At 66.9% G+C, this 24,862-nt stretch carries 24 protein-coding genes and 1 pseudogene; 15 read left to right on the forward strand and 10 right to left on the reverse strand.

The genetic code is table 11. The features are described from left to right. From BN2503_RS03635 to cobA, 4 genes and pseudogenes are all read right to left on the reverse strand, one after another. On the reverse strand, nucleotides 1-1,152 hold a 1,152-nt coding region (locus BN2503_RS03635), incomplete at its 3' end, for an IS256 family transposase (protein WP_054255290.1). A gap of 70 nt (nucleotides 1,153-1,222) precedes the next feature. Next, nucleotides 1,223-1,834: pseudogene (locus BN2503_RS03640) on the reverse strand (IS5 family transposase); the annotation flags it as partial. A 298-nt stretch (nucleotides 1,835-2,132) separates the two neighbouring features. Beyond that, a complete protein-coding gene (gene rng / locus BN2503_RS03645) occupies nucleotides 2,133-3,620 on the reverse strand; it encodes a ribonuclease G (RefSeq protein WP_054255291.1) in 1,488 nt (495 codons plus the stop codon). A 136-nt stretch (nucleotides 3,621-3,756) separates the two neighbouring features. Further along, nucleotides 3,757-4,593, reverse strand: coding sequence for a uroporphyrinogen-III C-methyltransferase (gene cobA, locus BN2503_RS03650; protein WP_054255292.1), 837 nt, complete (start codon nucleotides 4,591-4,593; stop codon nucleotides 3,757-3,759). A 213-nt stretch (nucleotides 4,594-4,806) separates the two neighbouring features. Here cobA and BN2503_RS03655 point away from each other — a divergent pair, with 213 nt between their 5' ends. The 15 genes from BN2503_RS03655 (at nucleotide 4,807) to BN2503_RS03725 (ending at nucleotide 19,723) form a co-directional block, all read left to right on the forward strand. After that, a complete protein-coding gene (locus BN2503_RS03655; protein WP_054255293.1) occupies nucleotides 4,807-6,525 on the forward strand; it encodes a nitrite reductase in 1,719 nt (572 codons plus the stop codon). A gap of 26 nt (nucleotides 6,526-6,551) precedes the next feature. Beyond that, complete coding sequence (locus BN2503_RS03660; RefSeq protein ID WP_054255294.1) at nucleotides 6,552-6,908, forward strand: c-type cytochrome; 357 nt, start codon at nucleotides 6,552-6,554, stop codon at nucleotides 6,906-6,908. Beyond that, nucleotides 6,908-8,116: a cytochrome D1 domain-containing protein gene (locus BN2503_RS03665; protein WP_054255295.1), complete on the forward strand. Its 1,209-nt coding sequence runs from the start codon at nucleotides 6,908-6,910 to the stop codon at nucleotides 8,114-8,116. The genes BN2503_RS03660 and BN2503_RS03665 overlap by 1 nt, the downstream gene beginning before the upstream one ends. Before the next feature lie 25 nt (nucleotides 8,117-8,141). Then, the gene (gene ahbB / locus BN2503_RS03670; protein ID WP_054255296.1) at nucleotides 8,142-9,155 is read left to right on the forward strand and encodes a siroheme decarboxylase subunit beta; all 1,014 of its coding nucleotides are present in this window, start codon (nucleotides 8,142-8,144) and stop codon (nucleotides 9,153-9,155) included. 53 nt (nucleotides 9,156-9,208) lie between these two features. Continuing rightward, nucleotides 9,209-9,694, forward strand: a complete 486-nt coding sequence (locus BN2503_RS03675; protein WP_054255297.1) for an Lrp/AsnC family transcriptional regulator — start codon at nucleotides 9,209-9,211, stop codon at nucleotides 9,692-9,694. Beyond that, nucleotides 9,684-10,163, forward strand: a complete 480-nt coding sequence (ahbB, locus tag BN2503_RS03680; protein WP_054255298.1) for a siroheme decarboxylase subunit beta — start codon at nucleotides 9,684-9,686, stop codon at nucleotides 10,161-10,163. Before BN2503_RS03675 ends, ahbB (BN2503_RS03680) begins: the two co-directional genes overlap by 11 nt. Nucleotides 10,164-10,167: 4 nt before the next feature. Next, entirely contained in the window at nucleotides 10,168-11,388 is a 1,221-nt protein-coding gene (gene nirJ / locus BN2503_RS03685; RefSeq protein ID WP_054255299.1) for a heme d1 biosynthesis radical SAM protein NirJ, read from the forward strand. Next, nucleotides 11,381-12,970, forward strand: coding sequence for a nitrite reductase (locus BN2503_RS03690; protein WP_054255300.1), 1,590 nt, complete (start codon nucleotides 11,381-11,383; stop codon nucleotides 12,968-12,970). The genes nirJ and BN2503_RS03690 overlap by 8 nt, the downstream gene beginning before the upstream one ends. Then, entirely contained in the window at nucleotides 12,967-13,578 is a 612-nt protein-coding gene (locus tag BN2503_RS03695; RefSeq protein ID WP_074930178.1) for a cytochrome c oxidase subunit 3, read from the forward strand. The genes BN2503_RS03690 and BN2503_RS03695 overlap by 4 nt, the downstream gene beginning before the upstream one ends. A 69-nt stretch (nucleotides 13,579-13,647) precedes the next feature. Continuing rightward, nucleotides 13,648-13,917, forward strand: a complete 270-nt coding sequence (locus tag BN2503_RS03700; RefSeq protein ID WP_054255302.1) for a cytochrome C oxidase subunit IV family protein — start codon at nucleotides 13,648-13,650, stop codon at nucleotides 13,915-13,917. A gap of 112 nt (nucleotides 13,918-14,029) precedes the next feature. Beyond that, complete coding sequence (locus BN2503_RS03705) at nucleotides 14,030-14,464, forward strand: c-type cytochrome (protein ID WP_054255303.1); 435 nt, start codon at nucleotides 14,030-14,032, stop codon at nucleotides 14,462-14,464. Nucleotides 14,465-14,480: 16 nt separating this feature from the next. Continuing rightward, nucleotides 14,481-15,971 carry a cbb3-type cytochrome c oxidase subunit I gene (locus BN2503_RS03710; RefSeq protein ID WP_074930179.1) on the forward strand — a complete coding sequence of 497 codons (1,491 nt, stop codon included), beginning with the start codon at nucleotides 14,481-14,483 and terminating at the stop codon, nucleotides 15,969-15,971. Between the two features lie 77 nt (nucleotides 15,972-16,048). Beyond that, nucleotides 16,049-16,855, forward strand: a complete 807-nt coding sequence (locus BN2503_RS03715) for a CbbQ/NirQ/NorQ/GpvN family protein (protein WP_054255304.1) — start codon at nucleotides 16,049-16,051, stop codon at nucleotides 16,853-16,855. A 75-nt stretch (nucleotides 16,856-16,930) separates the two neighbouring features. Beyond that, entirely contained in the window at nucleotides 16,931-18,772 is a 1,842-nt protein-coding gene (locus BN2503_RS03720; protein ID WP_054255305.1) for a nitric oxide reductase activation protein NorD, read from the forward strand. Between the two features lie 207 nt (nucleotides 18,773-18,979). Beyond that, entirely contained in the window at nucleotides 18,980-19,723 is a 744-nt protein-coding gene (locus tag BN2503_RS03725; protein ID WP_054255306.1) for a Crp/Fnr family transcriptional regulator, read from the forward strand. A 6-nt stretch (nucleotides 19,724-19,729) separates the two neighbouring features. Here BN2503_RS03725 and BN2503_RS03730 read toward each other — a convergent pair whose 3' ends face one another. From BN2503_RS03730 to BN2503_RS03755, 6 genes are all read right to left on the reverse strand, one after another. Further along, the gene (locus BN2503_RS03730) at nucleotides 19,730-20,335 is read right to left on the reverse strand and encodes a Maf family protein (RefSeq protein WP_054255307.1); all 606 of its coding nucleotides are present in this window, start codon (nucleotides 20,333-20,335) and stop codon (nucleotides 19,730-19,732) included. A 133-nt stretch (nucleotides 20,336-20,468) separates the two neighbouring features. Beyond that, entirely contained in the window at nucleotides 20,469-20,936 is a 468-nt protein-coding gene (rlmH, locus tag BN2503_RS03735; RefSeq protein ID WP_054255308.1) for a 23S rRNA (pseudouridine(1915)-N(3))-methyltransferase RlmH, read from the reverse strand. Between the two features lie 25 nt (nucleotides 20,937-20,961). Further along, nucleotides 20,962-21,717 (reverse strand): ribosome silencing factor, encoded by a 756-nt coding sequence (rsfS, locus tag BN2503_RS03740; RefSeq protein WP_054255309.1) that lies wholly within the window; start codon nucleotides 21,715-21,717, stop codon nucleotides 20,962-20,964. A gap of 180 nt (nucleotides 21,718-21,897) precedes the next feature. Continuing rightward, nucleotides 21,898-22,842, reverse strand: a complete 945-nt coding sequence (hemF, locus tag BN2503_RS03745) for an oxygen-dependent coproporphyrinogen oxidase (RefSeq protein ID WP_054255310.1) — start codon at nucleotides 22,840-22,842, stop codon at nucleotides 21,898-21,900. Beyond that, nucleotides 22,842-24,122 (reverse strand): phosphoribosylamine--glycine ligase, encoded by a 1,281-nt coding sequence (purD, locus tag BN2503_RS03750; protein WP_054255311.1) that lies wholly within the window; start codon nucleotides 24,120-24,122, stop codon nucleotides 22,842-22,844. The genes hemF and purD overlap by 1 nt, the downstream gene beginning before the upstream one ends. A gap of 19 nt (nucleotides 24,123-24,141) precedes the next feature. Next, nucleotides 24,142-24,861, reverse strand: coding sequence for a YebC/PmpR family DNA-binding transcriptional regulator (locus BN2503_RS03755; protein ID WP_054255312.1), 720 nt, complete (start codon nucleotides 24,859-24,861; stop codon nucleotides 24,142-24,144). Between the last annotated feature and the right edge of the window lies 1 nt (nucleotide 24,862).

The following is a 24,862-nucleotide window of genomic DNA, read 5'->3' on the forward strand; positions in this document are numbered from 1 at the left end:
GGTCCACTTCTGGCTGATGTTGCGCAGGGCCAGGTAGAACAGCTTGGTCAGCGCCTCGTCGCTGGGGAACGAGCCCCGGTTCTTGGTCAGCTTCCTCAGGCTCATGTTCACCGACTCGATGGCATTGGTGGTGTAGATGACCTTGCGGATTTCCGGCGGGTAGTCAAAGAACGGGGTCAAGCGGCTCCAGCTCCTGCGCCAAGACTGACCGATGGGCAGGTACTCGGCATCCCAGCGGTCCTCGAATTCACCGAGCATCAGCTCGGCCTCTTCGGCGGTGGCGGCCGTGTAGATGCGGCGCAGGTCGGCAGCCACCTCTTTGCGGCGCTTCCATGAGACGTAGTTCAGGCTGTGGCGCACCATGTGAACGATGCACAGTTGCACCACCGCCTTGGGAAAGACGGCCTCAATGGCGTCAGGAAAGCCCTTGAGCCCATCGACGCAGGCAATGAAGATGTCCTGCACGCCCCGGTTGCGCAGTTCGGTCACAACCTGCAGCCAGAACTTGGCACCCTCGGTCTGCGCCAGCCACAGGCCCAGCACCTCCTTGTCGCCCGTCATGGTGATGCCGATGGCCAGGTACACCGCCTTGACCCGCACCGCGCCCTCGCGCACCTTCACATGGATGCAGTCCAGATAGACGATGGGGTAAATCGGCTCCAGCGGCCGGGCCTGCCAGGCCTTGACCTCATCGGCCACGGCGTCCGTCACCGAGGAAATCAGACTGGGCGAAACTTCGGTGCCGTACATCTCTTCGAGGTGAGCCTGTATCTCGCGCACCGTCATGCCACGGGCGTACAGCGAGATGATTTTGTCGTCGAAGCCGGCCCAGCGGGTCTGGTGCTTGGGGATGAGCTGGGGCTCGAAGCTGCCGTGACGGTCGCGAGGCACCTCGATGGGCAACTCGCCGAAATCGCCCTTGAGGGTCTTCCTGCTCTTGCCGTTGCGGGTGTTGCCAGCGGGGTTGGCCACCGCCTCGTTGCGTTCATGGCCCAGGTGCTCAGTCAGCTCAGCGTCCAAAGCTCGCTCGACCAGCAGCTTGGTCAGTTGCTTGAGCAGGCCGTTCTCGCCGATGAGGTCTTCAGGCTTCTTGTAGTTAGCCAGCAGGCCAGACAGCAGTTCTTCGGGTACGTCGTGTTTCTTGGTACTCATGGTGCTTACGGACAGGCCGACTTGCGTCGGCGTTGGATTGACCGTTTACACAAAATTCTGCACACCCTCTGCGCACGGCCCGGCGCATGCGCTTGAACTGCTTGGCGTGTGCGTAGCGCCCGATCTGCGCGGCCAGCCGTGGGGCCACGCGGTTGTAGATCTGGCGCAGCTTGAGGCCGTTGTCCTCGGCCGCCTTGACCAAATGCTGGCGGCTCTTGTCTAGCAGCCGGCTGTCGGTGGGGTGCGCCACGGCCTTGGGCATGACGGTGGTGTCCACTATGACCCGCTGCACGCTGGCCTTGTTGATCAGCCCCGCAGCCCTGGCGGCCTCGATGGTTATCGCCAATAGCACCTCCACGCCTTCCTCGCCGATGCGCTGGCGCCAGCGCGTCACGCTTCTGGGATCGATGGGCAACTCAGTCTGCAGGTAGGTCTCGCCGCAGAAGAACTGCCAGTACGGGTTCTCCACCCAGGTGTTCACAACTGCCTCGTCAGAAGCATCGTTGGCGTGCTGCAAGTACAGCAAGCCGGCGACCAGACGCGGCGCCAGCGGCGGGCGGCCGCGGCCCGAGGTGAAGTGGCTGGCAAAGTGCCGCTCGATCTGCTCCCAGTCCATCAAGCCAGCCAGGCGTACCAGCGGGTGGCGCATGTTGATCTGCTCGTCCAGGCGCGGGCGGAACAACTCGCCGCTCTAGGGCTGGGAAGGCTTCGGGCGCATCGGACTCCTCGGAGGAATTTGCAAGAAAACAGGTACTGGCAAAACCATACCTTGCAAGTCCTGCGCCCATCAATCAGCAAAACTACGTGTCAGATCAACGGCTTGCGCGTTGTTCAGGGCGGACTAGCTACTCATGCAGCTACACATTTTAGGCTGAATGACAGTACATCAAAGCGCACCACATTGGATAGTTAATTTCACAAGCCAATGATTTAAAAGGAATTTTTTAGAAAAAATAGAACGTCACTGCACGTTAAAAAACTCACAGCAGCACAATGTCGTACTGCTCCTGCCCCATTGAGCTTTCGGCCTGCAGCGAGATAGGCTTGCCAATGAAGTCCGACAGCCCGGCCAGGTGCTGGCTTTCCTCGTCAAGGAACAGCTCCACCACCTTGGGCGAGGCGATGACGCGGAATTCGCGCGGGTTGAACTGGCGCGCCTCGCGCAGCACCTCGCGCAGGATGTCGTAGCACACGCTGCGCGCGGTCTTCACCTCACCGACGCCGTGGCAGGTGGGGCACGGCTCGCACAGCATGTGCGCCAACGATTCGCGCGTGCGCTTGCGCGTCATTTCCACCAAGCCGAGTTGCGAGAAGCCGCCCACCATGGTTTTGACGCGGTCGCGCGCAAGCTGCTTCTTGAACTCGGCCAGCACGGCGCTCTTGTGGTCCTCGCGCAGCATGTCGATGAAGTCGGCAATGACGATGCCGCCCAGGTTGCGCAAGCGCAGCTGGCGCGCGATGGCGCCCGCGGCTTCCAGGTTGGTCTTGAAGATGGTGTCGTCGAAGTTACGCGCACCCACGTAGCCGCCGGTGTTCACGTCGATGGTGGTCAGTGCCTCGGTTTGGTCCACGATCAGGTAGCCGCCCGACTTCAGGTCCACGCGCCGCCCCAGCGCGCGGGCGATTTCCTCGTCGATGGCGAACAGGTCGAAGATCGGGCGCTCCCCCTTGTACAGCTGCAGCTTGGCCGTCGCGGCAGGCATGAACTCGCGCCCGAACTGCTGCAGCGCAGCGAACTGCTCGCGCGAGTCGATGCGAATGCTCTGCGTCTCCTCGCTGGCGATGTCACGCAGCACACGCTGCAACAGGTTCAGGTCCTGGTACAGCAGCGACAGCGGCGGCAGGCGCATAGCGGCCTGGCGAATGCCGGCCCAGGTCTTGCGCAGGTAGGCGATGTCCTCGGCCAGTTCCTCGTCGCTGGCGTCCTCGCCATTGGTGCGCAGGATGAAGCCCCCGCCGCCGCCCGTGGCCTTGTCGCCGACCAGCGCCTGCAGGCGCGCGCGCAGCGCGTCGCGTTCAGCGGGTGGGATCTTTTGCGACACGCCCACGTGGTCGTCCTGCGGCAGGAACACCAGCAGCCGCCCAGCGATGCTGATCTGCGTGGACAGGCGCGCGCCCTTGCTGCCGATGGGGTCCTTGATGACCTGTACCATGAGCGACTGGCCCTCGAACACCTGCTTCTCGATGGGCACGGATGGCTCCCCCTTGCGCGCGAACATCGGCGCCTCGCCGCCCTCCTGGCGCTGCCACACGTCGGCCACATGCAGAAAGGCCGCGCGCTCCAGGCCAATGTCGATGAACGCCGACTGCATGCCCGGCAACACACGCGAAACCCTGCCCAGGTAGACGTTGCCGACCAGGCCGCGCTCCAGCGTGCGCTCGACGTGCAGTTCCTGCACCGCGCCGCTTTCGACCACCGCGACGCGCGTTTCCTGCGGGGACCAGTTGATGAGAATGTCTTGTTGCATGGCGGCGGAATTCCTTGAAGCAGCCATGATGCCTCAAAGCGTTGCGCCGCACGGGCCCGCAGAAAAATTAGGCACCCAATCGGCCTCCAGCCCTTTCTAGGAAAGCGCTGGCAGCTATCGAAAGAGAAGTACCCTGTTACAACGCCAGCGGCTGCGCCAGGCCGCGCATGCCGTGCAGCAGTTGCGGCTGCAGCGCGACCACGCCGCCGATGACGATGAGCGCCGGCGGGCGCACGCGGTGCTCCTGCGCCAACGCGGGCAGCGTCTGCAGAGTGCCGGTGATACAGCGCTGCGTGGGCAGCGAGGCCTGTTCGACCAGCGCCGCCGGCGTGTCGGCAGGCAGGCCGTGGCGCGCCAGCTCGGCGCAGATGGTGGGCAGCGTGCCGATGCCCATGTAGATCACCACGGTCTGGCGCGGACGTGCCAGCAGCTCCCAGTCGAGCGCCACCTCGTTGTCGCCGCGCAGGTGGCCGGTGGCGAACACCAGCGTGGCCGCGTGGTCACGGTGCGTGAGCGGGATGCCGGCGCAGGCCCCCGCGCCCTGGGCGGCCGTAATGCCGGGCACCACGTCGAACGGAATGCCCGCCTCGGCCAGGGCCTGGGCCTCCTCGCCGCCGCGGCCGAAGATGAAGCCGTCGCCGCCCTTGAGCCGCACCAGAGGACGGCCGCTGCGCGCCAGGCGCACCATCAGGTCGATGATCGACTCCTGCGGCAGCGTGTGGTGCGATGACTCTTTGCCGACGTAGATCAGGTCGGCATCCTCGGCCACGTAGCGCAGCACCTCCTTGCCGACGAGGTGGTCGTACAGCACCAGGCGCGCGCCGCGCAGCGCCTTGACGGCGCGCAGCGTGAGCAGCTCGGGGTCGCCCGGCCCGGCGCCGACCAGGCTCACGCGCCCGGGCGGCAGAGGGGTGTTGGCGCATTCCTCGCGGGGCGGGGCACGGAACCAGCGCGCATCTTCAACGAACTTCATGGCGGCCTTTCTTTGTCGGCATCGTGGTGCAGGCATTGTTCGGGCGCATGCATGGCGCCGTCCTTGAACCAGTTCAAGGACAGCCAGGCCCACCCCCAGCGACGATGCGGTTACTCGCAAGAAGAGGGGAATGGACAGCGACCTCGCGAGAAGTGCCGCGGCATCCGCCACGGACACTACCCATGTGCTGATCCCTGACGCAGAGGACCCACAATGACCGCAAAAAGAATTGCCAGGCTGGTCGCGCTAGCGGCCGCCACCCTGGTGTCGGCCACCGCCATGGCGCAAAAGCCTGTCGCGGAGGCGGAGAAGAACTACCAGGCCGGCGGCTCGCCGCTGGCCGAGGTGCCGATGTACCAGAGCACGAACCCCAAGGCGCCCAAGATGACGCAGGCCGAGTTCGACCGCGCGCGCCAGATCTACTTCGAGCGCTGCGCCGGCTGCCACGGTGTGCTGCGCAAGGGCGCCACCGGCAAGCCGCTCACCCCGGACATCACGCTGGGCAAGGGCACGGACTACCTGAAGGTCTTCATCGCCTACGGCTCGCCCGCCGGTATGCCGAACTGGCAGACCTCGGGCGAATTCGACGAGGCAACCGTGGACCTAATGGCGCGATATATCCAGCAAGACCCCCCCACCCCCCCCGAGTGGAGCCTGGCAGACGCCAAGAACACCTGGAAGGTCATCGTGCCGCCAGAGAAGCGTCCGACCAAGAAGATGAACAAGTACAACTTGGAAAACATCTTCTCCACCACGCTGCGTGACACCGGTGAGGTGGCGCTGATCGACGGTGATACCAAGGAAATCATCAACATCGTCAAGACCGGCTACGCGGTGCACATCTCGCGCATGTCGGCCTCGGGCCGCTACCTGTTCGTGATCGGCCGCGACGCCAAGATCAACATGATCGACCTGTGGATGGAAAAGCCCGACAACGTGGCCGAAATCCGCGTGGGCCTGGAAGCACGCTCGGTCGACACCTCCAAATTCAAGGGCTACGAAGACAAGCTGGCGATTGCCGGTTCGTACTGGCCGCCCCAGTTCACCATCATGGACGGTGACACGCTGGAGCCGCTGAAGATCGTCTCCACCCGTGGCATGGTCGTGGGCACACAGGAATACCACCCTGAGCCGCGTGTGGCGTCCATCGTGGCCTCGCACTACAAGCCCGAGTTCCTGGTGAACGTGAAGGAAACCGGCAAGACGCTGCTGGTGGACTACTCCAACCTGAAGGCATTGAAGATGACCGAGATTGGCTCGGCCCCCTTCCTGCATGACGGCGGCTGGGACTCCTCCAAGCGCTACTTCATGGTGGCGGCCAACAACAGCAACAAGATTGCTGCGATTGACGCCAAGGACGGCGAACTGGCCGGTCTGGTCGAAGTGGGCAAGATTCCCCACCCGGGCCGTGGTGCGAACTTCGTGCACCCCACCTATGGTCCGGTGTGGGCCACAGGTCACCTGGGCGATGAAACCATCTCCCTGATCGGCACCGACCCCAAGAAGCACAAGCAATATGCCTTCAAGGAAGTCGCCAAGATCAAGGGCCCGGGCGGTGGCGCTCTGTTCGTCAAGAGCCACCCCAAGTCCAAGAACCTGTGGTCTGACGCACCCCTGAACCCGGATCCGAAGGTGTCTCAGTCCATCGTGGTGTACGACATCAACAACCTGGACAAGGGCTACAAGACCCTGCCGATCGCCGAGTGGGCCGGCCTGCCCGACGATGGCGGCGCCAAGCGCGTGGTGCAGCCCGAGTACAACAAGGCGGGTGATGAAGTGTGGTTCGCCGTCTGGTCGGCCAAGGACAAGGCCAGCGCCCTGGTCGTCGTGGACGACAAGACGCTGAAGCTGAAGAAAGTCATCAAGGATCCGCGCCTGATCACCCCGACTGGCCACTTCAACGTGTACAACACCCAGCACGACGTCTATTGATGTAATGCTGCGATTGGAGACCTGACATGCCACGTTCCGCCGTCCTGTCCCTGGCTGGGGTGCTGCTGGCCACGGCGGCTGGCGCGCAAACCGCGCCAGCGCCCGTGCCTGGCCCCGAGCGCACCGCGCAGCTCGTGCGCATGGTGCGGCAGGACTGCGGCTCATGCCATGGCATGCGTCTCACCGGCGGCCTCGGGCCGGCGCTCACGCGCCAGGCCCTGGCCGGCAAACCCCCGGACTATCTGGCCGCAGTCATCCTGCACGGCATCCCCGGAACGCCCATGCCCCCCTGGAGTGCCATGCTCCAGGGCGCCGAGGCGCGGTGGATCGCCGAGCAACTGGCCAGCGGCTTCCCCGAAGAAAACAGGAGCTCCGCCCCATGATGAACCGGCGCACCCTGCTCTCCCTCAGTGCCAGCGCGCCGCTGCTCGCCAGCGGCTGCGCGGCCCCCTCTTCCCTGGCCACGTCCGCCCCGGCCCCTGCACTGCAGGGCACGGGTGATTTGGGCGTGGTCATCGAGCGCGCCCAAGGCGCGCTGACCCTGGTCAACACCAGCCGCCGCGAAGCCATTGGCCGCGTGACCGGCCTGGGCGACCTCTCGCACGCCTCGGTGGTGTTCTCGCGCGACGAGCGCTTCGCCTACGTCTTCGGCCGCGACGGCGGGCTGACCCAGGTGGACATCCTGACACAGCGCATCACCGCCCGCGTCATGCAGGCGGGCAACTCGATTGGCGGCGCCATCAGCGCCGACGGCAGCTTGGTCGTCGCGCAAAACTACACGCCCGGCGGCATCAAGGTGTTCGACGCCGCCACGCTGGAACTGCTGGCCGACCTGCCCGCCCTCACCCCCAGCGGCGAGCGCTCGCGCGTTGTGGGCCTGGCCGACCTGCCGCAGCGCCGCTTCATCTACAGCCTGTTCGATGCCGGTGCCATCTGCATCGCCGACTGTGCCGACCCGCGCAAGCCCCGCGTCACCACGCTGGAAGGCATCGGCAAGCAGCCCTACGACGCCCTGGTGTCACCCAACGGCCGCCACTACATCGCGGGTCTGTTCGGCGAAGACGGCCTGGCCATGGTGGATCTGTGGGAAGAGTCGCCACGCGCGCGCCGTATCCTGGGCGGCTACGGGCGCGGCCAGCAGCCCCTGCCCGTGTACAAGATGCCGCACCTACGCGGCTGGGCCGTGGCCGGGCGCCACGCTTACCTGCCCGCCATCGGGCGCCACGAGGTGCTCATCGTCGACACCGCCACCTGGGCCGAGGTCGGGCGCATCCCGGTCGCGGGGCAGCCGGTCTTCGTCATGGCACGCCCTGACGGGCGCCAGGTCTGGGTCAATTTTTCGGTCCCCGACTACAACCGCGTGCAGGTCATCGACACCCCGAGCCAACGCGTAGTGCAAACGCTTGAGCCCGGCAAGGCCGTGCTGCACATGGAATTCACGCCGCGCGGCGAATCGGTATGGATCAGCTGCCGCGACGACAACCGCGTGCAGGTCTACGACACGCACACGCTGCAAACGCAGGCCACGCTGCCTGTTGATGCCCCGAGCGGCATCTTCTTCACCGCACGCGCACAACGCATGGGGTTCTAACGACGATCTTCACATTGGGGCACGCATGCGCATTCATCCCCCCGAGCAGGCCCTGGACCTTGCCCTGCTCAACCCCTGGCAGCGCGGCTTTCCGCTGTTGCCCGAGCCGTTCGCGGCGATTGGCGCGCCCCTGGGCCTGGGCGCCGCCGAGGTTCTTGCCCACTACGCGCGGCTGCAGCGCGAGGGTACGCTCAGCCGCATCGGCGCGGTGTTCGCCCCCGGTGCGGGCGGCGCCTCGCTGCTCGCCGCCATGGCGGTCCCCCCCGAGCGGCTCGAGGCAGTGGCCGCCAGCGTCTCCAGCCATGCCGGCGTGAACCACAACTACGAACGCGAGCACACCACCAACCTGTGGTTCGTGGCCACCGGGCGCGACGACGCGCAGGTAGAACAGTTGCTGCGCAAGATCGAGGCCGACACCGGCCTGCCCGTGCTGCGCCTGCCCATGCTGCGCCCCTACCGCATCGACACCGGCTTCGACCTGCGCGCCAGCCAGTCCCAGGCCACGGGTGCCACGCACTGGGCGGCCACGCCGCTGCAGCCGCACGAGCAGCCCCTGGCAGCGTTGGCAGAACACGGCCTGCCGCTGACCGAGCGCCCCTACGACCTGTGGGCCGGACAGCTGGGCCAGAGCGTCGATGCCGTGCTGGCGCAGTTGCAGCGCTGGCTGACGCAGCGCACCCTGGCCCGATTCGGCGTGGTGGTGCGCCACCATGAGCTGGGTTACACCGCCAACGCCATGACCGTGTTCGACGTGCCCGACAGCGCCGTCGATGCCTGCGGCGAGGCACTGGCGCAGGTGCCCGGCGTCACGCTGGCCTACCAGCGCGCGCGGGCACCGGGCTGGCGCTACAACCTGTACTGCATGGTGCACGGCCGCGACCGCCAGGCCGTGCGCGCCACCGTGGCCCAGGCCACCGCGCAGGCCGGGCTAGCCAGTCGGCCCCAGGCGCTGCTGTTCTCGCTACGCCGCTTCAAGCAGACCGGGGCGCGCCGCTTTGCCCACCTGGCACCCTCAAATTCGATAGCTGCCAGCGCTTGACCAGCAAGCCCTAGAAGCCAATTTGACCCAAAAAATCAACCAAGGAACCCACGATGCTCACCCCAGAAGACGCCCGCCTCATCGACCGGCTGCACGGCGGCTTCCCGCTCGTGGACCGGCCTTTTGCCGCCGTCGGCGCGGAGCTTGGCTGGAGCGAGGAGCGCGTGATTGAGCGCCTGCACCAGCTGCTGGCGCAAGGCGTGCTCACGCGCTTCGGGCCACTGTTCCAGATCGAGCGCGCGGGCGGGCAGTTCGTGCTCGCCGCCATCGCCGTGCCCGAGGAACGCTTCGACGCCGTGAACGCCGTGGTCAACAGCTTTCCCGAAGTCGCGCACAACTACCGGCGCACGCACGCGCTCAACATGTGGTTCGTTGTCGCCGCCGAATCCCCCGCGCAGGCCGACAGCGCCCTGGCGCGCATCGAGGAGGCCATCGGCCTGCCCGTGCTCGCTTTCCCGAAGGAGCAGGAGTATTTCGTCGAGCTGCGCCTGCCCGCACTGGCCACCGCTGCCGCACCAGGAGAACACCATGGCGCTTGATGCCTTTGACCGCGCGCTGATCGCGGCCACCCAGGGCGGCCTGCCGCTGGTAGCGCGCCCCTACGAAGCCGTGGGCGCCATGCTCGGCGTGCCCGGCGAACAGGTACGCGAGCGCCTGGCACACATGCTGGCCCAGGGCCTGGTGCGCCGCATTGGCGCCGTGCCCAACCACTACCGCCTGGGCTACACCGCCAACGGCATGAGCGTCTGGGACGTGGCCGACGAACACGTGGCCACGCTCGGCCCGCGCGTGGCCGCCCTGCCAGGCGTGAGCCACTGCTACCGCCGCCCACGCCACCTGCCCGGCTGGCCCTACAACCTGTTTGCCATGCTGCATGGCACCAGCCGCGAGAGCGTGCAACAGCAGGCCGACGAGATCGCCGCCCTGCTGGGCGACGCCTGCCGGGGCCACGACATTCTGTATTCCACCGCCATCCTGAAGAAAACCGGCCTGCGCCTGAAGGAGTGAAGCCATGTTTCGCATCAGCCAGTACCTACGCGAACTCGCCCAGGCACAAGCCACCGGCAGCTACCCCACACCGCGCGAGCGCCATGCCAAAGGCCCCGTGGTCATCTGGAACCTGATCCGCCGCTGTAACCTGACCTGCAAGCACTGCTACGCCCTCTCGGCCGACCATGATTACGCAGGCGAGCTGTCCTTGCCGGAAGTCTTCACCGTGATGGACGACCTGAAAGCCTTCGGCGTGCCTGCGCTCATCCTCTCGGGCGGCGAGCCGCTGCTGCGGCCCGACCTGTTCGAGATCGCCGCGCGCGCGCGCGATCTGGGCTTTTACACCGGCCTGTCGACGAACGGCACGCTGATCGACGCTCCCATGGCCGCGCGCATTGCCGGCGCGGGCTTCGACTACGTGGGCATCAGCCTCGACGGGCTGAAGCCCACGCACGACAAGTTCCGCCGCCTCGACGGCGCCTTCGACCGCAGCCTGGCCGCCATCCGCCACCTGGCCACGCACAACGTCAAGGTGGGCCTGCGCTTCACCATGACGGCGCTGAACGCACACGACCTGCCCGCGCTGCTGCAGCTCATGCAGGACGAAGGCGCGAACAAGTTCTACTTCTCGCACCTGAACTACGCCGGGCGGGGCAACATCCACCGCGACAAGGACGCGCACCACCAGGCCACGCGCACCGCCATGGACCTGCTGTTCGACCACGCCTGGGCCGCCGCCCAGGCCGGCAGCCTGGACGACTACGTGAGTGGCAACAACGACGCCGACGGCCCCTACCTGCTGCAGTGGGTGCGCCAGCACCTGCCGCAATGGGAAGAAGCGCTGCGCCAGCGCCTGGTGGCCTGGGGCGGCAACGCCAGCGGCCAGATGGTGGCCAACATCGACAACCTGGGCCACGTGCACCCCGACACCATGTGGTGGCACCACGACCTGGGCAGTGTGCGCGCGCGTCCGTTCTCGCAGATCTGGAACGACACCAGCGACCCGCTGATGGCCGGTCTGAAGCAGCGCCCGCGCCCCGTACAAGGCCGCTGCGCGTCGTGCCAGTACCTGTCCATCTGCAATGGCAACACACGCGTGCGCGCCCAGCAGCTCACTGGCAACCCGTGGTTCGAGGATCCAGGCTGCTACCTCAGCGACGCCGAGGTGGGCGCCGTCAGCACGCCCTTCGAGACGCCTGCGAACAAGCATGCGCGCCGCACCATCGAGATTGCCCATGTTTAGCGCCCTCCGCCCCCTCTTGAGCGCCGCAGTTGCCCTGGCCTGGTTGCCCACGCTGCACGCCCAGGCGCCCGAAGCCGCCAAGCCCAACGCCCCCGCCCTGTACCAGCAGCACTGCGCCGTGTGCCACGGCGCGCAGCGCACCGGCCTGATGGGCCCGGCGCTGCTGCCCGAGAGCCTGGAGCGCGTGCGCCCCGCCGAGCTGCAGCGCGTCATCGCGCAAGGGCGCCCCGCCACGCAGATGGCGGGGTTCGCCAGCCAGCTTTCGGAAAGCGAAATCCAAGCCCTGGCCGCCTGGGTGCGCACGCCCGTGGTGCCCGCGCCGCGCTGGGGCGAGGCCGACATCCGTGCCTCGCGCAGCTTCACGCCCCTGCCGGCCGACGAACCCGTCAAGCCCAAGTGGGACGCCGACCCGATGAACCTGTTTATCGTGGTCGAGGGCGGTGACCACCACGTCTCGCTGCTCGATGGCGACCGTTTCGAGGTCATCACGCGCTTCGCCAGCCGCTACGCGCTGCACGGCGGCCCCAAGTTCACGCCCGACGGGCGCTACGTGTTCTTCGGCTCGCGCGACGGCTGGATCACCAAGTACGACCTGTGGCGCCTGGCCGTCGTGGCCGAGGTGCGTGCCGGCCTGAACATGCGCAACGTGGCCGTGAGCGGCGACGGGCGCTGGGTCATGGCCGCCAACTACCTGCCGCACACGCTCGCGCTGTTCGACGCCGACCTCAACCTGGTGAAGACCTACGACGCCGCCACGCTCGACGGCAAGGCCAGTTCGCGCGTCTCGGCCGTGTACGACGCCACGCCGCGCCACAGCTTCGTGGTGGCGCTCAAGGACATTCCCGAGCTCTGGGAAATTTCCTACGACAAGAAGGCCGAGCCCATCTACGACGGCCTGGTGCACGACTACAAAATGGGCGAAGCCATTGCCAAGCCCGGCTACCTGGGTGTGCGCCGCACGCCCTTGAGCGAACCGCTGGACGATTTCTTCTTCGACCAGAGCTACCGCCACGCGCTTGGCGCCACGCGCCCCAAGCAGGGCCAAGGCGCCGCCAGTGCCCAGGTGGTCAACCTCGACATCCGCCGCAAGGTGGCTGACCTGCCGATTGCCGGCATGCCCCACCTTGGCTCGGGCATCACTTTCGCGTGGAACGGCACCACCGTGCTGGCCAGCCCGAACCTGGGCGGCGGCGCGGTGGACGTGATCGACATGAAGACCTGGAAGACCGTGCGCACCATCAAGACGCCGGGCCCCGGCTTCTTCATGCGCAGCCATGAACAGACGCCTTACGCCTGGACGGATTCGATGATGAGCCCCAGCGCCAAAGACACGCTCACCATCATCGACAAGCGCACACTGGAGCCTGTCGCCCAGGTGCGTGAGCCGGGCAAAACGCTGGCGCACATCGAGTTCACGCGCGATGGGCGCTATGCGCTGGCCAGCGTGTGGGAGATGGACGGTGCCCTCGTCGTCTTCGATGCCACCACCTTCAAGGAGGTCAAGCGCCTGCCCATGAAGAAGCCGGTAGGAAAATACAACGTGTGGAACAAGATCACGCGCAGCGAGGGCACCTCGCATTGACCAGCGCCACTGCCGCGGCGGCCCTCCCGCGCACCCCGCCCCCGGATGCCCCCGCCCAGCACCTTCCGGGCGACTTGGTGGTCTGGCTGCTGGTGCTGCTGGAGTTGCTCACCTTCGGCATGCTGTTCGTGGCCTTCGCGGGAGCGCGCCTGCGCGACCCTGCACTGTTCGCCGCGGGCCAGGCGACACTGGACCTGAACTCGGGCGCGCTCAACACGGTACTGCTCGTCAGCGCCAGCGCCTGCGCGGCGCGCGCCCTGCACGCCGTGCGCGCCAGCCACAGCCGTGCAGGCGCGCGCTGGCTGCTGGCTGCACTGGCTTTTGGCCTCGGCTTTCTGGGCGTGAAAAGCCTGGAGTACCTGCACAAATGGCAGGAGGGACTGGACATTGCCGAAAACACCTTTGCCATGCTCTATGTCGGGCTGACGGGTTTTCACTTCCTGCACGCCGCCGTGGGCTGCCTGCTGTTCGCCCTGCTGTGGGCACCCACGCGGCGCGGCGCCTATGGCCCGGGCAACTGCCACGCGCTGGAGACCGTCACTGTGTTCTGGCACATGGTCGATCTGCTGTGGATGGTGCTGTTCCCGCTGGTCTACGTGCTGCGCTGATGAACTACTCATTTAATAGCTGCCAGCGCTTTCCAGATAAGCCTTAGAGCCCAAATACACCAAAAATCCATGACCGCACGCCGCATCAATGTTATCTGGGCCATCCTGCTGCTGGCCACGGCGCTGACGTGGTGGCTCGGCGAAAGCGGTAGCGCCACGCGTGCCGAGCTGGCCAGCGCCGCCATCGTGCTCGGGCTGTCGGCGCTCAAGGGTGCGCTCATCGTCCTCGACTACATGGAGCTGCGCCACGCTCCGGCGCTGTGGCGGCGGTTGCTGCTCGGGTGGCTGGCGGTGGTGGTACTGCTGCTGCTGGCCGCCTCGGCCTGGCACGCGCGCTGAACCACGCGCGGCAAGCCGCCGCCGGGGTGGCACTTTAATCTTGAACAAGGTCAAGGATTTCTCCTGCACAAAAGAAGAAGATAAAACTCCCATTTAAAAGGAGGGCTTACGAATGAGCCAGGTGCACAGCGGGTTTACCAAGCAAATGGCCCGCAATATGTTCTACGGCGGCACGGTGTTTTTCGCACTGCTGTTCGCTGCACTCATCTTTGACAGCGAGCGGCGCATCCCCGAACGATCCAACGCCCATGCCATCACCCCTGCGGTGGTGGCGGGCAAGAAGGTCTGGGAGACGAACAACTGCATCGGCTGCCACACGCTGCTGGGTGAAGGCGCGTACTTCGCGCCCGAGCTGGGCAACGTGTATAAGCGCCGCGGCCCCGACTTCATCAAGGCCTGGATGGCCTCGATGCCCTCCAACACCCCGGGCCGCCGCCAGATGCCGCAATTCAACCTGACCGAGGAGCAGACCAACAACCTGATCGAATTCCTCAAGTGGACCGGCGAGATCAATACCGAAAACTGGCCACCCAACATCGAAGGCTGACCCAGGAGCACAAGCCATGACCACCCAGGTTCTCAAATACCAAAGCCAGTCGGTTTCCCGGCTGTACTTCATCGCAGCCATGGTGCTGTTCGCCGGGCAGATCATCTTCGGCATCACGCTGGGGCTGCAGTACGTGATCGGCGACCTGTTCTTCCCGTACATCCCGTTCAACATCGCGCGCATGGTGCACACCAACCTGCTCATCGTGTGGCTGCTGTTCGGCTTCATGGGCGCGGCGTACTACATGGTTCCCGAGGAGGCCGAAACCGAGCTGCACAGCCCGGCGCTGGCCATCGCGCTGTTCTGGATCTTCCTGGCCGCCGGCGCGCTCACCATCCTGGGCTACCTGCTGGTGCCCTATGCCAAGCTGGCCGAACTGACGGGCAACAACCTGCTGCAAACCATGGGGCGCGAGTTCCTGGAGCAGCCGCTGCCCACCAAGGTCGGCATCGTCGTCGTCGCGCTGGGCTTCCTCTACAACATCAGCATGACCGTGCTCAAGGGCCGCAAGACCAGCATCACCCTGGTGCTGCTCATGGGCCTGTGGGGCCTGGCACTGATGTTCCTGTTCAGCTTCGTCAACCCCGAAAACCTGGTGCGCGACAAGATGTACTGGTGGTTCGTGGTGCACCTGTGGGTGGAAGGCGTGTGGGAGCTGATCCTGGCCGCGCTGCTGGCCTACGTGCTGGTCAAAACCACCGGCGTGGACCGCGAGGTGATCGACAAGTGGATGTACATCATCATCGCCTTCGCGCTGATGAGCGGCCTGCTGGGCACGGGGCACCACTTCTTCTTCATCGGCATGCCTGGCTACTGGCTGTGGATCGGCAGCGTCTTCTCGGCGCTGGAGCCCCTGCCCTTCTTCCTGCTGACCATGTTCGCCTTCAACATGGTGCAAAGGCGCCGCCGCAACCACCCGAACCAGGCCGCCGTGCTGTGGGCCGTGGGCACCTCGGTCATGGGCTTCCTGGGCGCGGGCCTGTGGGGCTTCATCCACACCCTGGCGCCGGTCAACTACTACACCCACGGCTCGCAAGTCACCGCCGCGCACGGCCACCTGGCCTTCTTCGGCGCCTACGTGATGGTCGTCATCACCATCATCAGCTACGCCATGCCCACGCTGCGCGGCCGCCTGGCCAACAGCCAGCGCTCGCAGGCCCTGGAGATGTGGAGCTTCTGGATCATGTGCATCGGCATGGCAGTGATGGTGCTGGCCCTGACGGCTGCGGGCACCGTGCAGGTCTGGCTGCAGCGCCTGCCCGAGACCAACGCCCTGGCCTTCATGGCCACGCAGGACGAACTGCGCATCTTCTACTGGGTGCGTGTCGGCGGCGGCGTGCTGTTCCTGATCGGCCAGTTCACGTACTTCGCCAGCTTCTTTGCCGGCGGCAACCACGTGCTGCCCGGTGATAAGCACCACAAGCACGGCCACGACGACCACGCCAGCGGCGCCGCCGTGAACCCTCTGCAGGCCAAGCCGGCCCAGCGCGTGCACCCACGCGTCTGATAGCGCAGCGCTGACCCAAGGCTTGCCCGGCCCTGCGGGGCCGGGCAAGCACTCCCCTAACCACCGAGACCATGCCCATGGACCACAGCGAACAAAAGCACCTGGAACAGGTGCCCTACTACGCCGAGCAAGGCGGCGAGGCCGCACTCTTCGCGCATGCGTTCGCGCAGCGCCTGCCGGTGCTCATCAAGGGACCCACGGGCTGCGGCAAGACCCGCTTCGTCGAGCACATGGCAGCGCGCCTGGGCCGCCCGCTCATCACCGTGAGCTGCCACGACGACCTTTCGGCGGCCGACCTCGTGGGCCGCCACCTGATTTCGGAACGCGGCACCGTGTGGGCCGACGGGCCACTGACCCGCGCCGTGCGCACGGGTGCCATCTGCTACCTTGACGAAGTGGTCGAGGCGCGCAAGGACACCACCGTCGTGCTGCACCCGCTGGCCGACGACCGCCGCGTGCTGCCCATCGAGCGCACGGGTGAACACATCGCCGCCGCCCCGGGCTTCATGCTCGTGGTGAGCTACAACCCCGGCTACCAAAACGTGCTCAAAAGCCTCAAGCCCAGCACGCGCCAGCGCTTCATCGCGCTCAACTTCGACTACCCCGTGCCCGAGGTGGAGCAGGCCATCGTCACGCGCGAATCGGGCGTGGACGCTGCCGTGGCCCAGCGCCTGGTGGCGCTGGCCCAGGCGCTGCGCCGCCTGACCGCGCAGGACCTGGAGGAAACCGTCAGCACGCGCCTGCTGGTGATGGCCGCACGCCTGGTGGTCAGTGGCATCACGCTGCCCACCGCCTGCCAGGCCGCCGTGGTCGATGCGCTGACCGACGACGCCGACACCGCCGCGGCGCTGGCCGAGGTGGTGGCTGCCGTCATCGGAAGTTAAGCATCTTTTTGGCCTCTAGCCCTTGCTGAGAAAGCGCTAGCAGCTATCGTTTTTGCAACCTCGCAGGAGAGCGGCATGGAAGAATGGGTCGGCCGCCAGTGGCACCGCTTCATCACGCGCGCGGCCGATGGCCGCGCCTCGCACGCCCCGGTACGGCTGGAGGAGATGCAGCGCACCATCGGCCTCATGTTCCGCGCCGGCGGCGGCGGCCAGGGCGTGCGCATTGCCCCGGCGGGCACCAGCCGCGTGGGCGGCGCGCGCTCGCTGCTGCAGCGCATCGCCGGCGGCGGCACCCACGCCGTGCTGGGTCAGTGGCAGGCCGATGTGCTGGCCCTGCCGCCCGAGATCGGCGTATTTGACGAAGCCCAGCACAACCGCGACCTGTACCTGTGGCTGGCCGCGCTGGCCGCGCACCTCGACCCGGCCCAGGGCTGGCTCGCCGGCCACGTTGCGGCCACCGAGGCGGCGCTGGCGGCCTTTCCCGGGCTGCGCCCGCGCTACGCGCGGCTGCGCGCCCAGCAGTTGGCGCAGCGCCCCGACCCGGCACGCCTGCGCGGCCGCGCTGCCACGGCCGAGCACGCCGTGCAGCAGGCCCTGCACGGCCACGCCCCCGACCTGGACATGGACCTGGACATCCGCCACGGCGACGTGGCCCCGCTGTGGCTGTGGCTGACCCTGCCCGCCGCCGACGCCACCCGCGCCGTGCCCACGCAGAAGAAGCAGGGCCAGGGCGCAGAGGAAGCCACCGTCCAGTCCCCGGCCGCGAGCGACCCGCGCCGCCGCGCCGCGCAGTCGGTGGCCGACGAGCGCAACAACGCGCCGCTGATGATGATGTTCCGCGCCGAGTCCATCCTGTCGTGGACCGAGTTCACGCGCGTCAACCGCGCCGACGACGACGATGACGACGGCACCGCGCTCAGCGCCGCCAACGACATGGACGAACTCGCCATCGCCCCCGATGGGCACGCCATGGCCTCGCGCGTGAAGTTCGACCTCGACCTGCCCAGCGCTGCGCACGACGACCTGCCCCTGGGCCCCGGCATGCGCTACCCCGAGTGGGACTACAAGCGCGCGCTGCTGCACCCCGACCACTGCGCCGTGCAGTGCTACGTGGCGCGCGACGCCGCCCGCTACACCGCGCCGCCGCCGCTGCGCGCCGTGGCGCGGCGCATGCGGCGCCGGCTCGAAGCCCTGCGCGCCGCGCCGGCCCGCCTGCGCGGGCGCACCGAGGGCGACGACATCGACATCGATGCCTGGGTGCGCCACCGGGTCGAGGCCGGCCAGGGACCGGCCAGCGAGGCGCCTCCGGTCTACGTCCAGCGCGTGCGCGCCGAGCGCAGCCTGGCCACCCTGCTGCTGGCCGATCTGTCGCTGTCCACCGACGCCTATGCCACACAGGATGCGCGCGTCATCGACGTGATCCGCGACGCGCTGCACGTCTTCGGCGAGGCACTGTCAGCCAGCGGCGACGCCTTCGAGATCCTGGGCTTTTCGTCGGTGCGCCGCCAGCACGTGCGCATCCAGCACCTCAAGGGCTTCAACGAGCGCTGGGACGCGGGCGCCATTGCGCGCGTCAACGCCATCAAGCCCGGCTACTACACGCGCATGGGCGCGGCGCTGCGCCACGCCACGGCCCGGCTGCTGGAACGCAACGAGCGCCAGCGCCTGCTACTCATCCTGACGGACGGCAAACCCAACGATCTCGACGTGTACGAGGGCCGCTACGGCCTGGAGGACACACGCCATGCCGTACACGCCGCGCGCGCAGCAGGCCTCACGCCGTTCTGCGTGACCATCGATGCCGAAGCACACGACTACCTGCCGCACCTGTTCGGTTCGCAAGGCTATGCGCTGGTGCACCGGCCGCAGGATCTGGTGCGGCGCCTGGCCACTGCGTATGCCGGGCTGACGCGCTGACACAACACCCCCGCGCGCCGCTTTTTCCCCCGTCACTGCGGCCCTGCCCACCACGTGCCGCCTTGCAGGCGCGCGGCGGGCAGGCGTTTTCCCGTATTCACAGCGTCATGGAATTGCGTGAGAACAGCCCTGTAATTGCCACAAGTCATGAAAATTCATACAGAATTCCCCTTTAATTGCAGGCAATACAAAAATCATCCCCACGCCATGGACACCCAGCAATTCGACATTCCCCGCTACCTGGCCGCCCTGCCGCTGTTCCAGGAAATGACCCCGTCCGAACTGCAGCGGCTGGCCACAGGCTGCCGCCTGCGGCGCTATGGGCGCGGCGACTGCATCTTTCGCGTGGGCATGCCCTGCGAGGAGTTCCACGTCACCGTCACTGGCCAGATCAAGCTGTTCGCCATCTCGCCCGCAGGGCAGGAGAAGGTGATTGAGCTGGCCGGCCCCGGCGTGAGCTTCGCAGAGGCGCTGATGTTCACCGACAAGCCCTACATCATCAATGCCCAGGCCCTGGCCGATGCCTTGATCCTTAGCGTGGGCAAGGCCGCGGTGGTGCGTGAGATCGAGGACGATCCGCGCTTCGCCATGCACATGCTGGCGGGCATCGCGCGCCGCTTGCACGGCTTGGTGCATGACGTACAGGCCTACTCGCTGCACAGCGGCATGCAGCGCGTGATCGGCTACCTGCTGCACTCGCTGCCCGAAGACAACGCCGTCAGCAACACCGCCAGTGCCAGCACGGGCAGTGCCATGGGCTGCACGGACGCGGTGGCGCTCAACGTCTCGCTGCCCGTAAGCAAGGCCACCATCGCCTCGCGCCTGTCGATCACGCCGGAGTACTTCTCGCGCGTGCTGCACGAGCTGGAAGTAGCCGGCCTGATCCGCATCGACAAGCGGGAAATCCACATTCCCAACCCCGCGCGGCTGGCCAGCCACACGCTGCAATAGGCCTGCTCAGCCGAGTACCCCGGCGGCGCGCAGCAGCCCCGCCGTCTCGAACAGCGGCAGCCCCATGATGCCGGTGTAGCTGCCGTCGAGGTTCTCCACATACTGCGCCACCGGGCCCTGGATGCCATAGGCCCCGGCCTTGCCCAGGGGCTCGCCACTGGCAACGTAGGCGGCGATCTGCGCCGGCGTGATCGGGCCGAAACGCACGCGCGAGACCGACAGCGCCGCCAGGCGCTGCCCATCCGCCTGCAGGGCCACGGCGGTGAGCACCTGGTGCTCACGCCCCGCCAGCTCGGCCAGCATGCGCGCGGCATCCTGCGCATCCGCGGGCTTGCCATAGATGCGCGGGCCCAACGCCACCGTGGTGTCGGAGCACAGGATGGGTGCCGGCGCCAGCCGCCGCTGGGCGTGGCGCACCACGGCTGCGTCGAGCTTGAGCGCCGTGACGCGCTGCACATAGTCCGCAGGGGCCTCGCCCGGCAGCACGGCCTCGATGGCCTCTGCGTCCTCTTCGGGGCCGGGCAGCAGCAGTTCGTAGCGCACCCCTAATTGCTCCAGCAGTTGGCGGCGTCGCGGGCTCTGCGAGGCGAGGTAGATGAATTTATGGGTCAAATTGGCCTCCGGGCCTTAACCATCAAGCGCTAGCAGCTATGAAAAAGATACCGCAGACTGCGCTGCAGCGCGGGTCACTGCCCCCAAGAGGGCTGCGTTTTGCCTTGGGGCGGCCCCGCGGCAAAACACGGGGTCACTCACGGTGGTACGGGTGCCCCGCATTCACGGACCAGGCGCGGTAAAGCTGCTCGATCAGCAACACGCGCACCATGGCGTGCGGCAGCGTCAAATCGGACAGGCGGATGCGCTCGTGCGCGGCCTGGCGAAACGCCGGATCGAGCCCATCCGGCCCGCCGATGACCAGCGCCACATCGTCGCCTCCAAGCTGCCAGCCCTTGAGGCGCTCGGCCAGCGCCTTGGTGGTCAGGCTGGTGCCACGCTCGTCCAGCGCCACGACCCGGGTGCCGCGTGGAATGGCGGCTTCAATGCGCTCGCGCTCCGCCGCGTAGAGGGTCTCCAATGTCTTGGAGCCGCGCGGCTCAGTCTTGACGGCCTTGAGCTCCACCTTGAGTTCCGGCGGAAAGCGCTTGGCGTAGTCGTCGTAGGCCGTCTGCGCCCAGTCGGGTACGCGCTGGCCCACGGCCACGATGAGCAGCTTCATCGCTCAGCCCCCGGGGTCTTCAAGATCAGGCCTTGGGCGCAGACTTCTTGGCGGCTGCCTTACGGGCCGGGGCCTTCTTCGCGGCCGGCTTCTTGGCGCTGGCAGCGGCCTTCGGCGCCGCCTTCTTGGCCACGGGCTTGTTCACCACCACGGTTTTCACGGGCGCCTTCTTGGCGGCGGCCTTGGCCGCGGGCTTCTTCGCTGCGACAGCGGTGGCCTTGGGGGCTTGCTTGGCGGGGGCCTTTTTGGCGGCAGCCTTCTTCGGCGCCGCTTCTGCGGTCTTGCGCGCCGGGGCCTTCTTCACGGCGGCGGACTTCTTGGCTGCAGCTTTGCCAGCAGGCTTTGCGGCGCCCTTGGCGGGTGCTTCGTCTTCCGACGCCGTCAGCTTGCGCGGCTTGGCGGCACCAAGCTTCAGACGCACGGGCGTGTCACCCCAGATTTCCTCCAGGCGGTAGTACTGGCGGATGGCCGGTTGCATGATGTGCGCCACGGCCTGGCCGCAGTCCACGATGATCCATTCACCGTTTTCCTCGCCCTCGGAGCGCGGCTTTGGAAAGCCCGCCTCGCGCACGGCGTCGCGCACGCTGGCGGCGAGGGCCTTGGTCTGGCGGTTGGAGCTGCCGGTGGCCACGATCACGCGCTCGAACAGCGGCGAAAGGTGCTCGGTGTTGAAGACCTGAATGTCTTGGGCCTTCACGTCCTCCAGCCCATCGACGATGGCACGCTGGAGCTTGGTGACGTCCTTCTTGGCTGCGGTTTCCGTTTTGGTGGAGGTGGTCATCGGGTATTGGGTGGTCAAAAGTGAAGGCAATATAGCGCGCATTGCGCCAGGACAGAGCCCCGCATGTTCCCGAACGCCAAGAGGCCGGAACGATGGCGGGGTCTGTTTTTTAAGAGTCTTTGAGGGCTTCAGGGCTTATGGAGCAAGCGCCAGCAGCTATCAAAAAGAGAGTTTGCAGCGTCAAATCCAGTTGCGCCGTACCAGGAAGCGCCGCGTCAGTTCGGCCTCGTGCGAGCCCGGGGGATCTTCACGCCGGTACTGCCACGACACCAGCGGCGGCATGGACAGCAAAATGGACTCGCTGCGCCCCCCCGACTGTAGGCCGAAGTGCGTGCCCCGGTCCCAGACCAGGTTGAACTCGACATAGCGGCCGCGCCGGTAGAGCTGGAAAGCACGCTCGCGCTCGCCGAACGGCAGCGCCATGCGGCGCTCGACGATGGGCAAGTAGGCGGGCAGAAAAGCGTCGCCCACGGCTTGCGTCATCGCCAGGCTGCGCTCAAAACCCAGGGCCGAGAAGTCATCAAAGAAGATGCCGCCCACGCCACGCTGCTCGTCGCGGTGCTTGAGGTAGAAGTATTCGTCGCACCAGCGCTTGAAGCGCAGGTACAGCCCCTCGCCAAAGGGCTTGAGGGTGTCATGGCAGATGCGATGGAAATGCACCGCGTCTTCCTCGAAGCCGTAGTACGGCGTCAAATCCATGCCGCCGCCAAACCAGCACACCGGCTCCTGTCCGGGCTGCCCCGCCGAGATCATGCGCACGTTCATGTGCACCGTCGGCACATAGGGGTTGAGCGGGTGGAACACCAGCGACACGCCCATGGCTTCGAACGGTGCGCCAGCCAGCTCGGGCCGGTGCTGCGTGGCCGAGGACGGCAGCTTGGCGCCACGCACGTGCGAGAAGCCGACGCCGGCGCGCTCGAACACGCGCCCGCCTTCGAGAATCTGCGTGACGCCATCCCCCTGCAAGGGCTCATCGGGGCTCTTGCGCCAGGGATCGACCAGAAAGCGCGCGCCGCGCGGCCCTTCGATGGCCTCGACCGCGCCGGTGATACGCGATTGCAGGTCGAGCAGGTAGCCACGCACACGCTCGGCCGTGCTGGGCGGATTGAATGCCGACAGTGCCATCAGCTCTTCACCGCCCGGTGGCCAATGTCGCGGCGGTATTGCGCGCCATCGAAGTGAATGCCGCGCGCCACGTCGTAAGCGCGCTGCTGCGCCTGGCGCACGTTGTCGCCCAGCGCCGTCACGCACAGCACACGGCCGCCGCTGGTGCGCAGCACGCCGTCCTGCAACTGCGTGCCCGCATGGAACACCATGGCGTCGTCGGCCTCGGGCGGCAGGCCCGTGATGGCGTCGCCCTTGCGCGGATCCTCGGGGTAGCCGTGCGCGGCCATCACCACACCGAGCGCAGTGCGGCGATCCCACTGCAGCTCAACCTGGTCGAGCTTGCCTTCGGTGGCGGCCAGCATCACGTCCACCAAATCGCTCTTGAGGCGCATCATGATGGGCTGCGTCTCGGGGTCACCCATGCGGCAGTTGAATTCCAGCGTCTTGGGATGGCCCTGGGCATCGATCATCAGGCCGGCGTAGAGGAAGCCGGTGTAGGGAATGCCGTCCTTTTCCATGCCGCGGATGGTCGGCATGATGATCTCGCGCATGGCGCGGGCGTGCACGTCGGCCGTAACCACGGGCGCAGGCGAGTACGCGCCCATGCCACCCGTGTTGGGGCCCTGGTCGCCGTCCTTGAGGCGCTTGTGGTCCTGGCTGGTGGCCAGGGCAGCGACGTTCTTGCCATCGCACAGCACGATGAAGCTGGCTTCCTCGCCGGCGAGGAATTCCTCGATGACGACGCGCGCGCCGCCTTCGTTGTGCGTCACGCCGTACTTGTTGTCCACCAGCATGAAGTCCACCGCGTCGTGGGCCTCCTGCAGCGTCATGGCCACCACCACGCCCTTGCCCGCCGCCAGGCCGTCGGCCTTGATGACGATGGGCGCGCCCAGGCGGTCCACGAAGGCGTGGGCCGCGGCCGGGTCGGTGAAGGTGTCGTAGTTGGCCGTGGGGATGCCGTGGCGGCGCATGAAGGCCTTGGAGAAGGCCTTGGAGCTTTCGAGTTGCGCGGCGGCCTTGGTCGGGCCAAAAACACGCAAGCCGTGGGCACGGAATTCATCCACCACGCCGGCGGCCAGCGGTGCCTCGGGGCCGACCACCGTGAGGCCCACCTTTTGTTCCTGCGCCCACTCGCGCAACTGCACCACACCGGTGATGGGCAGGTTCTCGAACTTGGGGTGGTGCGCCGTGCCGCCGTTGCCGGGCGCAAGATAGACCTTGGTGGCCCGGGGCGACTGGGCCAGCTTCCAGGCCAGCGCGTGTTCGCGGCCACCGCCGCCTATGACGAGTACTTTCATGGGATCCTTGCTGGTTCTTCTAGAGGGCGGCGTTGTGGTAAACGTCCTGCACGTCGTCCAGTTCTTCGATCATGTCGAGCAGCTTCTGCATGCGCGCGGCGTCGTCGCCCGCGAGCTCGATGGTGTTCTCGGCGCGCATGGTCACCTCGGCCACCTCAGGCTTCAGGCCCGCGGCCTCCAGCGCGTCGCGCACGGCCTCGAAATCGCCCGGCGCGGTGAGCACCTCGATAGCGCCGTCGTCATCGGCGATCACATCCTCGGCACCGGCCTCCAGCGCCACTTCCATCACCTTATCCTCGCTCGTGCCGGGGGCAAAGATGAGCTGGCCGCAGTGCTTGAACTGGAACGCCACCGAGCCTTCGGTGCCCATGTTGCCGCCGTACTTACTGAAAGCGTGGCGCACCTCGGCCACGGTGCGCACGCGGTTGTCGGTCATGGTGTCGACGATGATGGCCGCGCCGCCGATGCCGTAGCCCTCGTAGCGGATTTCCTCGTAGACCACGCCTTCGAGGTTGCCTGTGGCCTTGTCCACGTTGCGCTTGATGTTGTCGGCCGGCATGTTGGCCGCTTTGGCCTTGTCGATGGCCAAGCGCAACCGCGGATTGGCCGTCGGGTCGCCCCCGCCCTGGCGTGCGGCAACCATGATTTCACGGATGATGCGGGTCCAGACCTTGCCGCGCTTTTCGTCCTGGCGGCCTTTGCGGTGCTGGATATTGGCCCATTTGCTGTGTCCTGCCACG

The organism is Paenacidovorax caeni (genome assembly GCF_001298675.1).
GTDB classification, from domain to species: Bacteria; Pseudomonadota; Gammaproteobacteria; order Burkholderiales; family Burkholderiaceae_C; genus Paenacidovorax; species Paenacidovorax caeni.

Coding starts and splice junctions, on each gene's coding strand:
- BN2503_RS03665 (WP_054255295.1), top strand. CDS start 6,908: ATGAACCGGCGCACCCTGCTCTCCCTCAGTGCCAGCGCGCCGCTGCTC.
- ahbB (WP_054255298.1), top strand. CDS start 9,684: ATGGCGCTTGATGCCTTTGACCGCGCGCTGATCGCGGCCACCCAGGGC.
- BN2503_RS03705 (WP_054255303.1), top strand. CDS start 14,030: ATGAGCCAGGTGCACAGCGGGTTTACCAAGCAAATGGCCCGCAATATG.
- nirJ (WP_054255299.1), top strand. CDS start 10,168: ATGTTTCGCATCAGCCAGTACCTACGCGAACTCGCCCAGGCACAAGCC.
- BN2503_RS03715 (WP_054255304.1), top strand. CDS start 16,049: ATGGACCACAGCGAACAAAAGCACCTGGAACAGGTGCCCTACTACGCC.
- BN2503_RS03700 (WP_054255302.1), top strand. CDS start 13,648: ATGACCGCACGCCGCATCAATGTTATCTGGGCCATCCTGCTGCTGGCC.
- rsfS (WP_054255309.1), bottom strand. CDS start 21,717: ATGACCACCTCCACCAAAACGGAAACCGCAGCCAAGAAGGACGTCACC.
- purD (WP_054255311.1), bottom strand. CDS start 24,122: ATGAAAGTACTCGTCATAGGCGGCGGTGGCCGCGAACACGCGCTGGCC.
- BN2503_RS03660 (WP_054255294.1), top strand. CDS start 6,552: ATGCCACGTTCCGCCGTCCTGTCCCTGGCTGGGGTGCTGCTGGCCACG.
- BN2503_RS03690 (WP_054255300.1), top strand. CDS start 11,381: ATGTTTAGCGCCCTCCGCCCCCTCTTGAGCGCCGCAGTTGCCCTGGCC.
- BN2503_RS03725 (WP_054255306.1), top strand. CDS start 18,980: ATGGACACCCAGCAATTCGACATTCCCCGCTACCTGGCCGCCCTGCCG.
- hemF (WP_054255310.1), bottom strand. CDS start 22,842: ATGGCACTGTCGGCATTCAATCCGCCCAGCACGGCCGAGCGTGTGCGT.
- rng (WP_054255291.1), bottom strand. CDS start 3,620: ATGCAACAAGACATTCTCATCAACTGGTCCCCGCAGGAAACGCGCGTC.
- rlmH (WP_054255308.1), bottom strand. CDS start 20,936: ATGAAGCTGCTCATCGTGGCCGTGGGCCAGCGCGTACCCGACTGGGCG.
- ahbB (WP_054255296.1), top strand. CDS start 8,142: ATGCGCATTCATCCCCCCGAGCAGGCCCTGGACCTTGCCCTGCTCAAC.
- cobA (WP_054255292.1), bottom strand. CDS start 4,593: ATGAAGTTCGTTGAAGATGCGCGCTGGTTCCGTGCCCCGCCCCGCGAG.
- BN2503_RS03710 (WP_074930179.1), top strand. CDS start 14,481: ATGACCACCCAGGTTCTCAAATACCAAAGCCAGTCGGTTTCCCGGCTG.
- BN2503_RS03720 (WP_054255305.1), top strand. CDS start 16,931: ATGGAAGAATGGGTCGGCCGCCAGTGGCACCGCTTCATCACGCGCGCG.
- BN2503_RS03655 (WP_054255293.1), top strand. CDS start 4,807: ATGACCGCAAAAAGAATTGCCAGGCTGGTCGCGCTAGCGGCCGCCACC.
- BN2503_RS03675 (WP_054255297.1), top strand. CDS start 9,209: ATGCTCACCCCAGAAGACGCCCGCCTCATCGACCGGCTGCACGGCGGC.